The sequence below is a fragment of the Methylomonas lenta genome, assembly GCF_001644015.1.
In the GTDB taxonomy this organism is placed as follows: domain Bacteria; phylum Pseudomonadota; class Gammaproteobacteria; order Methylococcales; family Methylomonadaceae; genus Methylomonas; species Methylomonas lenta.
The window spans coordinates 21,331-37,546 of record NZ_LUUI01000083.1 but is presented as its reverse complement, the minus strand read 5'-3'; the positions used below and the strand labels follow the sequence as shown (position 1 = coordinate 37,546).

The window sequence follows — 16,216 nt, the reverse complement described above, 5'->3', positions numbered from 1 at the left end:
GGAATATCATATGCAAGAATCCTGTGTAGGTGCGGATTTATCCGCACAGTGCGAATAAATTCGCACCTACACAGCTGACGAACTTGTTTTATGCGCATTCCTAAGATTCTAAACTGTTAGTCAAATTCTCTAACCTATCTTTATAAACATACCCGGCAAAATCGTTTGAGCCTGTTACATTGTTTTCCCCTTAGCAATAGTTAGTCACCATTGCATCAATAACGTGAAACACTTGTAGATTGGATAAACTAAGCTTACCGCGCAAATAATTTAGATGCTTTAGGCTTATCCACTCTACAATCACAACAAATACTGAATAGTTACCGCTAAATAAATAATAACCCACCATGAAATTATTGATTCGCAATCTCCCACGCAGCACAACAGAAGCAGAACTCCGCACCATGTTTGCCGAATATGGCACGGTGCAGTCGTGTTCACTCGTCATGGATAAAGCGACCAATAGCTCCAAAGGTTTTGGTTTTGTTGAGATGCCTAAACAAGGGGAAGCTAAAGCTGCAATGAAGCTACTTAATGGCCTGGTTCTGGCTGGCAACAAAATCCGGGTTAAAAAAGCCGAAGAAAAATCCGACTCAGATGAGTAAACCAACCAGCAAAGACCCACTGCATGGCATCACACTGGAGACACTGTTAACTCAGCTAGTGGAACAATACGGTTGGGAAGAATTAGCCCATCACATTAACATTAAATGCTTCTCCAGCGACCCCAGCATCGCCTCCAGCCTTAAATTTCTGCGAAAGACAGCCTGGGCACGCCAAAAAGTAGAAGCCCTTTATCTACAAAGCCATAGGCCGATGACCGACGTTTAGTCTAAAACTCAAACATACCGATTGACTTTAATCGAACTCAGCATTGGCTTATCGGCATGTTTTACTAGAATCCCCGTTGTTTACTCACGAATGATACAATTGTAAGGATTTTACAATCCTAGGTTCTAGCAACCTTATTCTTAGATCACCCCTCCTTTTCTCCACGAGATACTTAATGTCATTTTCCACCCTCGGCTTATCAGCCGATTTATTACAAGCCGTCAACGATTCCGGCTACACCACACCGACACCGATACAAATAAAAGCCATACCCGCCGTCTTAACAGGACACGATCTTTTGGCCGCTGCGCAAACCGGCACCGGCAAAACGGCCGGCTTTACCTTGCCAATATTGCAGAAACTGGCTCAGACCTCCTATGGCCGAAATCGTCCGGTCAGAGCATTAATCTTAACGCCCACCCGCGAACTGGCCGCTCAGGTCGGTGAATCCGTCGTCAAATATGGCTTGCATCAATTGCCTCGCTTAAAATCCGAAGTGGTTTTTGGCGGGGTAAAGATCAATCCACAAATGATGCGATTGCGCGGCGGTGTTGATATTTTAACCGCCACCCCCGGACGACTACTTGATTTGCTCAGCCAAAATGCCGTCAAACTAGACAAAGTTGAAATTCTGGTCCTGGATGAAGCGGATAGAATGCTGGATATGGGCTTTATTAAAGATATCCGTAAAATTTTGGCCTTATTACCCAAAAAGCGGCAAAACCTGCTGTTTTCCGCCACTTTTTCCGCAGATATCCGTAAACTCACGGGCGATTTACTGATTAACCCTGTAAAAATTGAAGTCGCCACCGAAAATTCAACGGCCGACACCATAGACCAAATCGTTTATACGGTAAATAAAAGCGCTAAAACTGCCTTGCTGACTCATTTGGTAAAAACCAAAGATTGGCAACAAGTATTAGTTTTTACCAGCACTAAACATGGTGCAAACAAACTGACCGAAAAACTGAATGCCTCAGAAATCAAGGCGGCGGCGATTCACGGCAATAAAAGCCAAGGTGCCAGAACCAGTGCTTTAGCCGGGTTTAAAGCCGGTGAAATTCGGGTATTGGTGGCTACCGATGTGGCAGCCCGAGGCATCGACATTGCCCTACTACCCCATGTGGTTAATTTTGAATTACCCCGCTCTTCCAGCGATTACGTGCATAGAATCGGCAGAACCGGGCGAGCAGGCCAAAACGGCCAAGCCGTTTCATTGGTTTCACAGGACGAACTTCAAGCTTTAAAATTGGTTGAAAAACTCATAGGCACTAAAATTACCCGTGAACAAATCACCGGCTTTGAGGCTACCCACGTCTAAATTAGTTTGAATTTAACCGTTCATTCTTGGTGTGCCTTAACTGACAGCAAAAACTAACCTTGCCAACTGATATTAATCCTTATAGATCCACAGATTATCATGAGTGAAAACGACATCTCCCAAGTCAAAAATTATTTACTGAATTTACAAAATCAGATTTGTACCGCCCTAGAGGCGGAAGAACCTAATGCTAAATTCATTGAAGATGCTTGGGAGCGTGCCGAAGGTGGCGGCGGCCGTTCACGTGTGCTGACGAATGGAGAAGTGTTTGAGCAGGCGGGGGTCAATTTTTCCCATGTATTTGGTAGCCACTTACCGCCATCAGCCACCGCAAAACGACCGGAACTAGCCAACCGTCAATTTGAAGCCATGGGCGTATCGCTGGTGATGCATCCCAAAAATCCTTATGTACCTACTTCACACGCTAATGTCAGGTTTTTTATCGCCAGAAAAGAGGGTGAACCCGATATTTGGTGGTTTGGTGGTGGTTTTGATTTAACGCCGTTTTATCCTTTCCGGGAAGACGTTTTACATTGGCATGAAACCGCTCGCCAAGCCTGCCAGCCTTTTGGCGATGATGTATATGCACGTTATAAACGCTGGTGCGATGAGTATTTTTTTCTTAAACACCGCAACGAAACCCGTGGCATCGGCGGCTTATTTTTTGATGATTTGAATGAGCCTGACTTTGCTCAAACCTTTGCATTCATGCAGAGCGTAGGCAACCACTACATTCCTGCCTATTTACCGATTGTACAAAAACGCAAAAACACTGCATACGGTGAAACAGAACGTAATTTTCAATTATATAGGCGCGGCCGTTATGTCGAGTTTAACCTGGTTTACGACCGCGGCACTTTGTTTGGCTTGCAATCAGGCGGCAGAACCGAATCCATTTTAATGTCCATGCCTCCGGTAGCGCACTGGCAATACAATTGGCAACCGACACCCGGAAGTCCTGAAGCAGAGTTATACGAAACCTATTTGAAGCCACAAAATTGGCTTGATATATAGCGGCATAACGCATGTATGTCCTGTAAATCTGATCACCCACCGAATTTAGCCGGTGGGTTCTTAGTACGAACTAAAACAAAATGGCCTTAAGCATTACACTCTAATTCGTCCCAGCGTTTATAGGCCTTTGCCAGCTGTTCTTCCGCTGTTTTTAATTGTTCCAACGTTAAAGCAATCGCATCCGCTGTTTGTTTATAAAATTCAGCACTAGCGATTTTTGCGGTCAACTCTGCTTGCAGAGTCTCTAATTGATCGATAGTTTCCGGTAATTGTTCCAATTCGCGTTGCTCTTTAAAGCTAAGTTTTTTTGGCTGGTTGGCTTTGGGTTTTTCCTTTTTAACAGTTTCCGCAGCCACTCTTACGGCTTCTGATTTCTTGTTTTGTTCGCTCAAGGCAAACCAATCGGCGTAACCGCCAATGTACTCACCCACCCTAGCCTCGCCTTCGAACACCAGCACACTGGTGACAACGTTATCCAAAAACTCCCGGTCATGGCTCACCAATAGTAAAGTACCCTGATACTCAACCAGTTTTTCTTCCAAGATTTCCAGAGTTTCCAGGTCAAGATCGTTAGTCGGCTCATCCATTACGATCAGATTGGCGGGCTTGGTAAATAGGCGCGCCAGCAACAAGCGATTTTTCTCGCCACCGGACAAACTCTTAACAGGAGAACGCGCCCGCGCTGGCGCGAATAAAAAGTCGGCCAGATAAGACATTACATGCCGTTTGCCGTCAGGCGTGTCGACAAATTCACCGCCATCCAGCACGCTATCGGCCACCGAGATTTCCGGGTCCAGCTGCTCGCGTAATTGATCGAAATAAGCTATTTGCAGATTAGTGCCCAGCTCGATAGTACCGGTGTCGGGCTGCAATTGCCCCAACAATAGCTTCAGCAAAGTCGATTTACCGGCACCGTTATCACCGATCAAACCGATTTTGTCACCGCGTTCGATACGAATCGAAAAATCATTGATGATGGGTTTATCAGTATATTTAAAGTTTACATTAACGGCCTCCACAACCTTTCTACCTGAGGTTTCGCCTTTACTCAGCGCTAGCTTGGCGGTGCCTTGGGTATTGCGGCGTTCGGAGCGTTCGGCACGCAGCCTTTTTAAGGCTCGCACGCGGCCTTCGTTACGGGTGCGGCGGGCTTTAACCCCTTGCCTGATCCAGACTTCTTCTTTGGCCAGTTTTTTATCGAATTCAGCATTTTGATTAGCTTCATCTTCTAAAGCTGCCGCTTTGCGTTGCAGATAATCCTGATAATTGCCAGCCCAGGAGGTCAATTGGCCGCGATCCAGATCAACGATGCGCGTCGCCAGTTTTTGCAAAAAAGCCCGGTCATGGGTGACGAATAATACCGCGCCCTGAAACGCCAATAACTGCTCTTCCAGCCAGGTGATGCTGTCAAAATCCAGATGGTTAGTTGGCTCATCCAGCAACAACACTTCGGGATCGATAACCAGTGCCCGTGCCAGCGCCACGCGGCGTTTCCAGCCGCCTGACAAACTTCCCACCTTAACATCAGCCGGCAACTGTAATTTGCTCAATACCGCTTCCACCCGGGTTTGGAATTCCCAGCCATTACCGGCTTCCAGCTTGTGTTGCACGTCACCCAAAGCTTGTAAGGATTGTTCGCTGCCATCCATGTGCATCAGCAACTCGTGATACCGCGCAATCACACAGCCCAATTCCCCTAGCCCACCGGCAACCGCTTCATAAATAGTCTCTTCGGCCTCCAGGTTCGGCGACTGCTCCAACCAAGCCAAACGTAATTCCGGCTGACGCCAGATTTCGCCATGATCGGCATGAATATCAACGGCGATAATTTTCATCAGAGTGGATTTACCTTCGCCGTTTCGGCCCAGCAAACCGACCCGTTCACCAGCATCAAGTTGAAAGGCGACGTTGTCGAGTAAGGAATGGGTCCCGAAAGCAATGGAAACGTTGGTTAAGCGAATTAAAGGCATGTGTTTTGTAGGTAGCGTCTGAGTATGTCCAGGCTTAATAAAGCCGCCTGGTTTTGTTTGGTTTGCGCACCGCCGCCTAATGTGTGTTGTCGATGAAACACACCGGCGTCGGTTTTTAAGCAATTATAAAGGACTATGGTCTTATCTTTGCGTTGATAATCGATTTGTGTGCCCGAATAAAGCTGTACCAAGGCAAAATCGGTGTTTTGCTGTTGTTTTAATTCGCTGGCCAAGCACTCTGCGTGCGCCGTCAGCTCCTCATCATTAACTTGCACAGCCAATTGTTGAGCGGCACAGAGACTATCTTTAGCAATTAACACCGTCTCAAGCCAATCTTTCCCTTGGCATTTTGCGGCCAGCAAACCACTGCTGGCGGTTTCCAATACGGCTAACCGATAGTTTTTTGCGGTCATAAGCTGATCGATGACTGTCAACAAATCACCACCTTGCCCGGCAGCCAAACCATCAATGGCAAACACACAATCCCCAATCAGCGACGCGGTTTGCTGTACACAGGCGTTTAATTCAGCCTGCGGAAAATCTGCTGGAAACAACAATTTTGTCTGCACTTCGTCCACAGTGGCGCGAAAGCCCAATTGCACATCGTCCGGTAAGATCAAATCCTCCAGGCATTGCTGAATAGCCGATTCACCGATACCAATACTGCGCAAACTTACCAACTTATCCGGCTGCAGATTGAAACGCGCCAATAATTGTTCTCGTACAGTGGCAAACATGGCTTTCATTTCCGAGGGTACGCCGGGCAAAAATACAAACCAGCAACGTTTGATTTGCAAGGCAAAGCCTGGCGCCGTGCCGACCGGATTATCGATACGCAAGGCATGCTGCGGAAAATAGGCCTGTTTACGATTAGCTGGTGGCATCGGGCGTTGTCGGTGCAGATAATAGGCCTCAATCTGCTGCAAGGCTTGTGCATCCAATATCAATGGTTGGCTGGCTGCCAAACCAACGGCTTCAGCGGTTAAATCATCAACTGTAGGACCAAGGCCACCCGTGCAAATACAACAGTCGGCGCGGTTAGCAATTTCTTCTATTAATGCTGTCAGATCTGACAAATCGTCGCCCACCGCCGTATGCCGCTTAATGACGAACCCGATATCTCGCAAATGTTGCGATAGCCAGGCCGCATTGCTATCTACCGTTTGACCACTCACGACCTCTTCGCCCTGAGAAAAAATCTCCGCAACAACTTTCATAACACTCCAAACCAGAATGGCAAGCTTAATAAACTCAGCCCGGTAGTGATTGTGACTGCCGCGGCATACAGCGCGCTATCTAAACGATAACGATCGCACAACACCACGCCCAGCACCATGCTAGGCATGGCTAAATCCAAAACGGCCGCCGCCTTAAACTGACCACGCAGATGCGCCAGATCGGCAATATGCATCGCCGCCCACGGCAACAACAGTAACTTGATGATCACTACCGGTAGAATATAAGGCAAATTACGCAAGTGAATCGCCCGCCAACTCAAGGCTAAACCTAACGAAAAAATCATCAACGGCGCTACAGCTGCGGAGAGTTTTTGTAGTAAGCCCTCCAACCAGATCGGTGCCTGGATATGATTGAGATTCAAAACTACCGCCAGTAGTGCAGCCCAAAACGGCGGCGCATTAAAAAATCCTAACAATGACTTGGGCTTTTCTTCCATGTTGGCACCGTAATAGCGCGCCAAAGCTATGCCCACGGTAAACACCAAAGGAGCAGCGGCAAATAAATCAATCTGTATCACCACCGATCGCGCCCAGGGGCCAAAGGCTTGTTCCAAAACCGGCAAGCCTAAGTAGGTGACGTTGGGATACGCCGCCGCCAGTATCACTGCACCGGTTTGGGCGTTTTTGAATTTAAATAGTTTGGTCAGCAGCCAGGTGAAAATAATGCCCAGCAAAATAGTAGAACAGCCCAAGGCACTGTATTTTAAAGACTGCCAGCCGATATCGGCTTTCCACAACACTTCCAGCACCATGGCCGGCAGGAAAAAGTAATACACCACACTGGTCAAAGCCATCCGAGTTTGATCTGCCGACAAGCCCTGCAACGAAAACAATCGCCAACCGGCCCCGCACAGCATTAGCACACTCATCTGGATTAGGGTGGTATTCATAGATGGGGTGTAGAGTCATTGAAGTGATGAAAGATATGCAGCTTATTCCGCGCCTTGATCAATCCAGAGTTTGATGCGAGACACATCGGCTGCCGAAAGTTTGTGACTTTCTGCCATGGCCATATTGGCCCGTTCTCCCGAAATGATCGCTATCAGTGGACTTTGACCACTGTTTCCCGATACAACCAACGGCGCATCAGGCTTAAAAAACTCCTGGCGTTGATCGACGCGAAAACTGGCCCATTGTTTGTGCGGACCATGACAGCCTAGACAGTTTTTTTCAAAAATAGGATAGACATCGCTCCAAACAAGCTGACTTGTTTCAGATTCGCTTGCTGGCGTGGGCAGAGTAGCCGTTTGTACAGCATTGTTTCGGTTGCTGCCACCCCAGTGGCCTCGCCCGGGCCGAGGTATTTCTTTAATATTCATTTCCACGACCCAGGCAAAGCTTAGGCAAAGTCCAGCAAAAACAACGATACTCCACACTGCACTACGAATCATCGATGGTTTATTATCTTTCACCAAACCGCAACGTTTACCAATAACCGTCACAATCCAGTTCCAATGCAGGGCCAAATGTACGATCATTGTCAGTATCAGCCCCAGGCTTATCCAAAAATGAATATCGCCCCACTGATGACGAGTCAACCCCCACAAAGAAAAGGCCTTGTTAGTGCCTGGCGGCAACGGAAAACGTAACAGATAGCCTGTTGCAAGCATGCCAAAAAACAGCAGTGCGGCAATTAGGTCAATGATGATATTAAACACCGGACGATTCATACTCATAACTAGACCCTGATTAGAAATGCAATGATAGTTATTTGAAATATAGACATTCCACTGAATAATACCTGACTTTACCAAGCATCGACGTCAGGACATTGTCCGAATTAACCGAACCTGTCCCTGCCAGTGCCTGGTTAAAAATAAAGCCATAATCCTGCTAACGTATACGCTCTGCTCAAAGACCTGTTACATAGCGGGTTATTTGAGTTTTAATTTCAGCAAATGTACTCGCCGGTTATCAGCGCGCAAGACTTCAAAGCCAAAACCATCGATCTCAACTTTTTCACCTTTTTTAGGAAAGTGTTCCAGTCGTTGTAAAATCAAGCCCCCCAATGTATCGCAGTCATCATTCTCCAGTTCAGCAGAAAAATAGTCGTTAAATTCAGAGATGGGGGTTAGAGCGCTGACGATAAATTCACGTTCACTGCGTTGGGAGATGTAATCCTTATTTTCATCATCGTCATGTTCGTCTTCAATTTTACCCACGATTTGTTCCAACACATCTTCGATGGTGACTAGGCCGGCAGCATTACCGTATTCATCTACCACGATTGCCATATGATTGCGTTTGGTACGAAATTCTTTCAGTAACACATTCAGGCGTTTGCTTTCCGGCACCACACTCATAGGTCGCATAACATCCTCAACCTTGAGGGTTTTATTACGCAGGACGTGCTGCAGTAAGTCTTTGGCGAGTAATACTCCAACCACTTTGCTGCGATCTTCTTCGATAACCGGGAAACGCGAGTGGGCAAATTCAATCACCAGCGGAAAAATGGTTTCCAGCTCGCCATCTCTAGGCACGACAACCATTTGTGAGCGCGGAATCATGATGTCTCTGACACGTAATTCAGACACTTGCATGACACCTTCTATCATGGCCAGTGCATCGGCATCTAACAGGTGATTTTCTTCAGATTCCCTGAGAATTTCCAGTAAATCTTCCTGATCTTTGGGTTCCCCAGTCAGAAAGTGGCTGATGCGATCCAGGAAACTTTTCTGATTGGGCTGACTACTCGGGGGATTATCGTCGCTCATTGCGTACTCTCTTCCTGATAGGGGTTAGCTATTTTCAACATGTGCAAAAATTTGATTTCCAGTGCTTCCATTTCCTCGGCTTCACTGTCTTCAATATGGTCGTATCCAAGCAAATGCAATATGCCATGAATAGTAATGTGCGCCCAATGATCATTGAGCTGTTTATTTTGTTGACTGGCCTCATCAACAATTTTCGGCGCACAAATAACCAGATCGCCAAGCAAGTCCATCTCGATGCCCTCCGGGGCTTCAAAAGGAAAACTGAGGATATTGGTCGGGCCAGATTTGTGACGGTATTGTTGATTGAGTTCTGCACTTTCTGCGACATCAACCAACCGGATCACAATCTCGCTATTTTGCTCTTTATCGGTAAGTACCGTGTCCATCCATTGCTGAAACTGTTGTTCACTGGGGTAATCACTGATTTCGGTAGCGATTTGTATATCGAGGTAATTCATGAACTTACTTACTTTGTTCCTGCTGCTCATAAAGATCGTAAGCGGCGACTATGCGCTGTACCAACGGATGCCTGACCACATCGCGCACCCCAAACATAGTAAAACTGATGCCTTCAACATCTTTTAACACTTTAAGCACGTGTTTTAGTCCGGACATTTTTTCGCTGGGTAGATCAATTTGGGTAATATCACCGGTAATAACTGCGGTAGAACCAAAACCCACCCGAGTCAAAAACATCTTGATTTGCTCGGTGGTGGTGTTTTGGGCTTCATCAAGAATAATAAACGAATCGTTCAAAGTCCTGCCGCGCATAAATGCCAAAGGCGCCACCTCGATGACGTTTTTTTCCAACAGCTTTTCCACCCGTTCAAATCCCAGCATATCATACAAGGCATCGTATAAAGGTCGCAGATAAGGATCGACTTTTTGCGCCATATCGCCGGGCAAAAATCCCAGCTTCTCACCCGCTTCCACTGCCGGTCTAACCAAAATGATGCGTCGCACAGTTTCGTTTTGCAAGGCGTCCACAGCACAAGCTACAGCCAGATAAGTCTTGCCTGTACCCGCGGGACCTACGCCAAAATTAATGTCGTGACTGAGGATTCTGCGTAAATATTCCTGCTGATTTTCTCCCCTGCCCTTGATGACGCCACGCTTAGTTTTAATCGACACCAGCTCGGGTTTGCTGGTTGAGCTAGCAGGCTTTAATAATTGATCGATACTGGCATCCTGCAGACTCAAATGCACTTGCTCGGGGGTAATTTCTTCCTTGCCTGCCAATTCGAATAATTTTTGCATCACTGCGCAAGCTGACTTGACGGCAGCATCGACACCGGTAATTTTAAAATGATTGCTGCGATTGGCGATATCCACCTGCAAACGCTGCTCGATTTGACGTAAGTGCCCATCTAGCTGTCCACAAAAATTCGATAAATGTTGATTATCGACCGGTAATAAAGTCATTTCTTGGGAAAATGTAGTGACTGTCAACACGCGACCTGTTGCAAAATTTTTTCAACGGATGATTCAACCATCCGGCCTCGTAGCGAATTGGGTAAAGCCTCGGCAATCATGACATCGACAAACTGACCGATCAAACGCGGATGCGCAGCAAAATTAACCACCCGATTGTTCTCTGTGCGGCCGGTTAAATGTAGCGGATTCTTTTTAGAGACACCTTCCACCAATACACTTTGCACCGTACCTATCATGGACTGCGAAATTGCCATGGTCATGTCATTTAAACGCGTTTTAAGTTGCTGTAGGCGCTGTTCCTTAACAGCCATACTGACATCATCGGCATAATTCGCCGCTGGGGTGCCGGGTCTGGCACTATAGATAAAACTATAACAAAAGTCATAACCGACTTCTTCAATCAGCGCCATGGTATCTTCGAAATCCTGTTCGGTTTCGCCTGGAAAGCCAATGATAAAATCAGACGATAAACTAATGCCAGGACGCACAGCTTTGATCTTGCGCATGATTTCCAGATAATCCTCGCGTTGATGACCGCGCTTCATTTCCGCCAAAATCCGGTTACTGCCGCTTTGCACGGGCAAATGCAGATGATTGACCAGTTGAGGTATTTCAGCAAAAGCCTCGATAATATCGTCAGTAAATTCTAAGGGATGTGAGGTGGTGAAACGTATCCTGTCAATACCCTCAACAGCCGCCACAAAATGCAGTAGCAGGGCAAAACCGGCCACGTCGCCATCTTCCATTTCACCACGATAGGCATTGACATTCTGTCCGAGCAGATTAATTTCACGCACGCCTTGTCTGGCCAGGGATTCGATTTCAGCAATCACATCATTCAATGGCCGACTAACTTCTTCACCGCGGGTATAAGGCACTACGCAATAGGTACAATATTTACTACAACCTTCCATCACGGAAACATAGGCTTTTGGGCCTTCTGCACGTGGCTCGGGTAAGTTGTCGAATTTCTCAATTTCCGGAAAAGAAATATCGACGACATGCGTAGCGCCATTGCGGGCTTTATCCAGTAATTCCGGTAATCGATGCAGGGTTTGTGGACCAAACACAATATCAACATAAGGCGCACGTTTTTGTATCGCGGCACCTTCCTGACTAGCTACGCAACCACCAACGCCGATAATCACATCAGGACGTTTGTCTTTGATTTTTCGCCAACGGCCAATGGCAGAAAATACTTTTTCCTGGGCCTTTTCACGAATGGAACAGGTGTTTAGCAATAAAACATCGGCTTGTTCCGGTATGTCAGTTAATTCCATGCCATGCGAGGCGATTAGCACGTCCCGCATTTTATCGGAATCGTACTCGTTCATCTGACAACCGTTAGTTTGTATATAAAGTTTTTGCGCCATGCTTGATGAGATACTCCAAAACGCTCTCTAACAAAAAACCCCCGTCTTACGACGAGGGCTCATATTCGTCAAATTATAAACACAATTCACGGCAAATGCTTGTTTTATACGGCAATACCGACTTGCAAGGCCTCAAACCAGTCTAAAAAACGCTTAACGTCATCGCCTTTAAACATGCGTCCGTGCTGGGGTGCGAGGATATTAATATCTAAACATCGCACCCGTTCAATCCAGGCGCGTTTAGCCTGATTGGATGGCATCCATCGCTGATGGAAATAGCGCATTTTTTCGACATGGGCCGCAAAATTATCGACAAATATAGGTGTATTCGGTGTCTCCAAAGCCGCACCGATATCGCCGGAAAACAAAATTTTTGCTTCCGGGTCATAGAGATTGAAGTTGGCAGAAGCGTGCAAATAATGAGCAGGAATGATTTGTAGTTCGACGCTACCCAAGCTAATCACGCCGCCATTATCTGGAATTGATACATATTCAATAGTTTCACAGCCAAAATGGCGTAAAAAACCTTCCCACAAACCGGCTGCATGCAGCTTGGCATGTGGCAAGGCTTGATCCCATAAGCCTAAGGAAGAAATAATGTCCGGATCTTGGTGTGAGGCAAACAGATCGGTGATTTCATGCACCGGTGCATGATGTAGTACCGCCGCCAGCATGGGAGCAAATAACTCTATACCGCCGGGATCAATCAATAAACAACGATCCGCGCTACGCACTAAATATTGGTTGGTATCAACAATTTTTTCCGGCTTATGCAGATCACGGCCGAACATGATCCATTCATGTCCACCCTGATAGATTTTGTGCATTTTCATGAATAACTTTGCCTTTAACTGAAAGTCTTTGTTGAAGGAAAATAGGCATCCGTATGAATCTGACTCAATGCGCTCCGGCATTGTTGTACTTTATCGTGAATAATTTGAGCGGCATTATCCACACTCTCGGCCACAGCTTGTAAGCTTTGCATATACTCGCCAGCTTGTGAGGCTTCTATACGGGAATTGGCCGCAATGACACGGGCTGCTCTGGCAGGATGCATAACATCGCTTAACAATGCCAATAATTCGGCTACCAGATGAGGAAATTGGCGCTGGCATTCAGATCGTCGCTGTCTAACTAATACCAAAGACTGCGTCAATGAATCAGCATAAGTTGCAGCATCACAAAGTGCGACCGCATTTTCAAACTGCTCACAGGCTTCAGCTAGTCTGTGCTCGCGTATTGTAAGCTGATAAAGCTGCAAAGCTTTCTGGTTAATAATAACCACTAACTGAATGGTATCTTTCGCCAATTCATTGATAAAATCGGTAATCGGCTGAAAACCTTTGGCTTTTTCGCCGGCACGAAAAGCAATCGCTTTAGCATTAGCCGCTGCCAGAGAAATGTCTTTCGCCACATTCATGACCGCACTCAGTTCCGCAGCAATTGAGGCAACAGCGACAAATTGAGATTTACTGTGACCCTGATGCATCATATTCGACACTGACTACACTGGGTTAATTTCATTGATATCGAGTCGGATCAGACACCCCAAATGCCTCAAAACCGGCTTTACGTAATCTGCAGGCATCACAATCACCGCAAGCTCTGCCCTGTTTATCCGCAGCATAGCAAGAAACCGTGTTGGCATAGTCCACGCCCAAATTTAAACCTTGCTCGATAATCTGCGCTTTAGTCAAATGAATTAGCGGTGTGTGGATATGAATTTCATGACCTTCGACACCGGCTTTGGTCGCCAGATTTGCCATAGCCTGAAAGGCTTCAATAAATGCCGGCCTACAATCCGGATAGCCGGAATAATCCACTGCATTAACGCCAATAAACACATCATGCACGTTCAGCACTTCCGCCCAACCCAACGCAAATGATAGGAAAATAGTATTACGTGCCGGCACATAAGTAACAGGAATCCCTTGCTGCGGTGATTTGGGCACAGCAATATGATTATCCGTCAGCGCCGAGCCGCCAAAACTATCCAGCCCTACATGCAGGATTTTATGATCCAGAACCTGATAATGCTGGGCAATTTTTTTGGCTGCTTCCAATTCGGCATTATGACGCTGACCATAGTCAAAACTTAATGCGTAACAGGCATACCCCTGCTGCTGAGCGTGAGCCAGCACGGTAATGGAATCCAAGCCACCGGATAACAAAATGATGGCGCCTTTTTTTGCGCCTCTATTAACAAGCTTAAACTTATTTTCCTCGAGCATCATTCCACAGATATTTATGCAATTGAATTTGAAAACGAACCGGCAATTGATCCTGCAAAATTTTATCGGCTAAATCCTTAGCGGGCATCACATCCATCACAGGTGAAAACAACACCTGACAGCGCCCTGATAAATCATGCTCACTCAGTTGCTGCTTGGACCATTGATAATCTTCTTCATTAGCGATGACAAATTTCACCTGATCCTGAGCCGTTAAATATTGAATATTGCCATATAGATTTCGCTGCATTTCCTGAGAACTGGGGGTTTTCAAATCCATGACCTTAACCACGCGCGAATCAACCTTGGATACATCCAGTGCGCCACTGGTTTCCAAAGAGACTTGATAACCCGCATCCAGCAAGTTAAGCAGCAAATCAATACAAGCAGGCTGAGCTAAAGGTTCTCCGCCAGTGACAGTAATATAGGATGTACTGTAGGTTTTAACTTGATCAAGAATTTGTTGCAAACTACGTTTCTCACCACCCGTAAAGGCATAAGCAGTATCGCAATAATTACAACGCAGAGGACATCCCGTCAATCGAATAAACACAGTAGGCAAGCCTACTGTATTTGATTCTCCTTGCAAGGAATAAAAGATTTCGCTAATGCGTAACGATGCATCCATACACTAGGGTTATTGCGGCATTTGTGCCAATTTTTTAGCCGCTAAATGAGCAGCTGTTGTTTCGGGATAACTGACAGTCACCCGCGTCAAATAATCACGCGCTTTAGCCAAATTCTGTTGATCGAATTCGATATAGCCCAATTTCAATAACGAATCCGGCACCTTAGGACTATTGGGATACTGGCTAACGACTTTATTAAATGCCGTACGCGCCTTGTCATATTCGCGATTAATTTTGTAAGCTTCGCCTAACCAATATTGCGCGTTGTCGCCGTATTCACCTGCAGGAAAATCGCTCTGCAAAGCCTCGAACATACTGATAGCCTGTGCATTATGACCATTCCGCAACGTATCGTAAGCTGCTTGATAACGCTCTTTCTCGCTGGCTTTAGGCTCTGCAGATACGGCTGTCTCAGCAGGTTTGCTTTCAACAATCGGCTCCGCTGCGGCTGCAGCAGCCTGAGAAGCCGGGGCTGGGGTCGCAACAACCGCAGCAGGCGTGGCTTGGGCAGCATCGGTCGCGACTGCCGGAACCGTAGCCTGAGCCGCTGCCGGCTGATTAGTTGAGGACAGCAATTGTATTCGTTCATCTAAATCCGAATACATATTGCCCTGCTTACGCTGCAGTTCTGCAATAGTTTGCGACTGCTCTTCAACAATACCTCTTAATTGCTGCACTTCCGATTGCAACTGCTCAAGCCTTCCCAGTACCTCAAAAATGGCGCCATCCGATGTACCAGCAGTTTGTTGTGCATAGTTAGTATTTCCTGCATAGTCGGAATTATTAACTGACTGTGCACCTGCTTCGGTATAGAAACCAAAACTAGTGCACAGCATCAAAAGTACAGTTTTTTTCATTGATAGCCTACTTCAACTCGACGATTCATTTGCCATGCAGATTCACCGCCACCTGATGCTGCAGGTTTTTCTTCACCATAGCTGACGATTTCCAATTGTATGCTAGTGACACCTTGCGAACGCATCATTCTTTCTACCGATTTAGCACGTTGTTCGCCCAAAGCAATATTATATTCACTGGATCCTCTTTCATCAGCATGACCCGCTAAAATCACATGTTGATCAGGGTGTGAAGCCAGATATTGTGCGTGAGCGGCAACGACTGGTACATATTCTTGCTTAACTTGACTGCTGTCCAATTCAAAGTAAATGGTTTGTTTAGACAATGGATTGTTAGGATCGCTAAATTCTGGACCTAAGTTTGGGCCTGAACCAGAACCGTAGCCTGCACCTGAACCAGTGTTGTAGCCGTCTCCAGAACCAAACTGTGAACCTGACATGGAACCATTGTTATAGCCACTGGTAGATGCGTCAGCAGCCGGTTGAGTATCATCTCCTAATAAACTGGAATCCTGCTCATCAGTCGAACTACAACCTGTAGCCAACACTGCCATTATTGCTAACACCAAATGGGTTTTATTCAATTTCATACATCATCTCCAAA

At 46.4% G+C, this 16,216-nt stretch carries 18 protein-coding genes; 4 read left to right on the top strand and 14 right to left on the bottom strand.

Annotation, left to right across the window (positions count from 1 at the left end; genetic code table 11):
- Positions 1-347: 347 nt before the first annotated feature.
- From A1359_RS06170 to hemF, 4 genes are all read left to right on the top strand, one after another.
- Positions 348-605, top strand: coding sequence for an RNA recognition motif domain-containing protein (locus A1359_RS06170; RefSeq protein ID WP_066979589.1), 258 nt, complete (start codon positions 348-350; stop codon positions 603-605).
- Positions 598-831 carry a VF530 family protein gene (locus A1359_RS06165; RefSeq protein ID WP_066979586.1) on the top strand — a complete coding sequence of 78 codons (234 nt, stop codon included), beginning with the start codon at positions 598-600 and terminating at the stop codon, positions 829-831. The genes A1359_RS06170 and A1359_RS06165 overlap by 8 nt, the downstream gene beginning before the upstream one ends.
- Positions 832-1,006: 175 nt before the next feature.
- The gene (locus A1359_RS06160; protein ID WP_066979581.1) at positions 1,007-2,152 is read left to right on the top strand and encodes a DEAD/DEAH box helicase; all 1,146 of its coding nucleotides are present in this window, start codon (positions 1,007-1,009) and stop codon (positions 2,150-2,152) included.
- A 99-nt stretch (positions 2,153-2,251) separates the two neighbouring features.
- Positions 2,252-3,166: an oxygen-dependent coproporphyrinogen oxidase gene (gene hemF / locus A1359_RS06155; RefSeq protein WP_066979578.1), complete on the top strand. Its 915-nt coding sequence runs from the start codon at positions 2,252-2,254 to the stop codon at positions 3,164-3,166.
- Positions 3,167-3,252: 86 nt separating this feature from the next.
- Here the strand turns inward: hemF and A1359_RS06150 are convergent, their stop codons facing one another.
- From A1359_RS06150 to pal, 14 genes are all read right to left on the bottom strand, one after another.
- Complete coding sequence (locus A1359_RS06150; protein ID WP_066979575.1) at positions 3,253-5,136, bottom strand: ATP-binding cassette domain-containing protein; 1,884 nt, start codon at positions 5,134-5,136, stop codon at positions 3,253-3,255.
- Entirely contained in the window at positions 5,127-6,353 is a 1,227-nt protein-coding gene (locus tag A1359_RS06145) for a competence/damage-inducible protein A (RefSeq protein ID WP_066979572.1), read from the bottom strand. The genes A1359_RS06150 and A1359_RS06145 overlap by 10 nt, the downstream gene beginning before the upstream one ends.
- Positions 6,350-7,264, bottom strand: coding sequence for an AEC family transporter (locus A1359_RS06140; RefSeq protein WP_066979568.1), 915 nt, complete (start codon positions 7,262-7,264; stop codon positions 6,350-6,352). The genes A1359_RS06145 and A1359_RS06140 overlap by 4 nt, the downstream gene beginning before the upstream one ends.
- Positions 7,265-7,306: 42 nt before the next feature.
- The gene (locus tag A1359_RS06135) at positions 7,307-8,050 is read right to left on the bottom strand and encodes a DUF4405 domain-containing protein (RefSeq protein ID WP_083960518.1); all 744 of its coding nucleotides are present in this window, start codon (positions 8,048-8,050) and stop codon (positions 7,307-7,309) included.
- A 198-nt stretch (positions 8,051-8,248) separates the two neighbouring features.
- The gene (locus A1359_RS06130) at positions 8,249-9,088 is read right to left on the bottom strand and encodes an HlyC/CorC family transporter (RefSeq protein ID WP_066979562.1); all 840 of its coding nucleotides are present in this window, start codon (positions 9,086-9,088) and stop codon (positions 8,249-8,251) included.
- Positions 9,085-9,546, bottom strand: a complete 462-nt coding sequence (ybeY, locus tag A1359_RS06125) for an rRNA maturation RNase YbeY (RefSeq protein ID WP_066979560.1) — start codon at positions 9,544-9,546, stop codon at positions 9,085-9,087. Before ybeY ends, A1359_RS06130 begins: the two co-directional genes overlap by 4 nt.
- A 4-nt stretch (positions 9,547-9,550) precedes the next feature.
- Complete coding sequence (locus tag A1359_RS06120) at positions 9,551-10,510, bottom strand: PhoH family protein (RefSeq protein ID WP_066979594.1); 960 nt, start codon at positions 10,508-10,510, stop codon at positions 9,551-9,553.
- A 23-nt stretch (positions 10,511-10,533) separates the two neighbouring features.
- The gene (gene miaB / locus A1359_RS06115; protein ID WP_066979557.1) at positions 10,534-11,895 is read right to left on the bottom strand and encodes a tRNA (N6-isopentenyl adenosine(37)-C2)-methylthiotransferase MiaB; all 1,362 of its coding nucleotides are present in this window, start codon (positions 11,893-11,895) and stop codon (positions 10,534-10,536) included.
- A gap of 104 nt (positions 11,896-11,999) precedes the next feature.
- The gene (locus tag A1359_RS06110; RefSeq protein WP_066979555.1) at positions 12,000-12,728 is read right to left on the bottom strand and encodes an oxygen-binding di-iron domain-containing protein; all 729 of its coding nucleotides are present in this window, start codon (positions 12,726-12,728) and stop codon (positions 12,000-12,002) included.
- Positions 12,729-12,742: 14 nt separating this feature from the next.
- Positions 12,743-13,387 (bottom strand): chemotaxis protein, encoded by a 645-nt coding sequence (locus A1359_RS06105; protein WP_066979553.1) that lies wholly within the window; start codon positions 13,385-13,387, stop codon positions 12,743-12,745.
- A gap of 28 nt (positions 13,388-13,415) precedes the next feature.
- Positions 13,416-14,126 carry a 7-cyano-7-deazaguanine synthase QueC gene (gene queC, locus A1359_RS06100; protein WP_066979551.1) on the bottom strand — a complete coding sequence of 237 codons (711 nt, stop codon included), beginning with the start codon at positions 14,124-14,126 and terminating at the stop codon, positions 13,416-13,418.
- Positions 14,110-14,754 (bottom strand): 7-carboxy-7-deazaguanine synthase QueE, encoded by a 645-nt coding sequence (gene queE, locus A1359_RS06095; RefSeq protein ID WP_066979550.1) that lies wholly within the window; start codon positions 14,752-14,754, stop codon positions 14,110-14,112. The genes queC and queE overlap by 17 nt, the downstream gene beginning before the upstream one ends.
- Before the next feature lie 9 nt (positions 14,755-14,763).
- Positions 14,764-15,612, bottom strand: coding sequence for a tol-pal system protein YbgF (gene ybgF, locus A1359_RS06090; protein ID WP_066979548.1), 849 nt, complete (start codon positions 15,610-15,612; stop codon positions 14,764-14,766).
- Complete coding sequence (pal, locus tag A1359_RS06085; protein WP_066979546.1) at positions 15,609-16,202, bottom strand: peptidoglycan-associated lipoprotein Pal; 594 nt, start codon at positions 16,200-16,202, stop codon at positions 15,609-15,611. Before pal ends, ybgF begins: the two co-directional genes overlap by 4 nt.
- Positions 16,203-16,216: the final 14 nt, after the last annotated feature.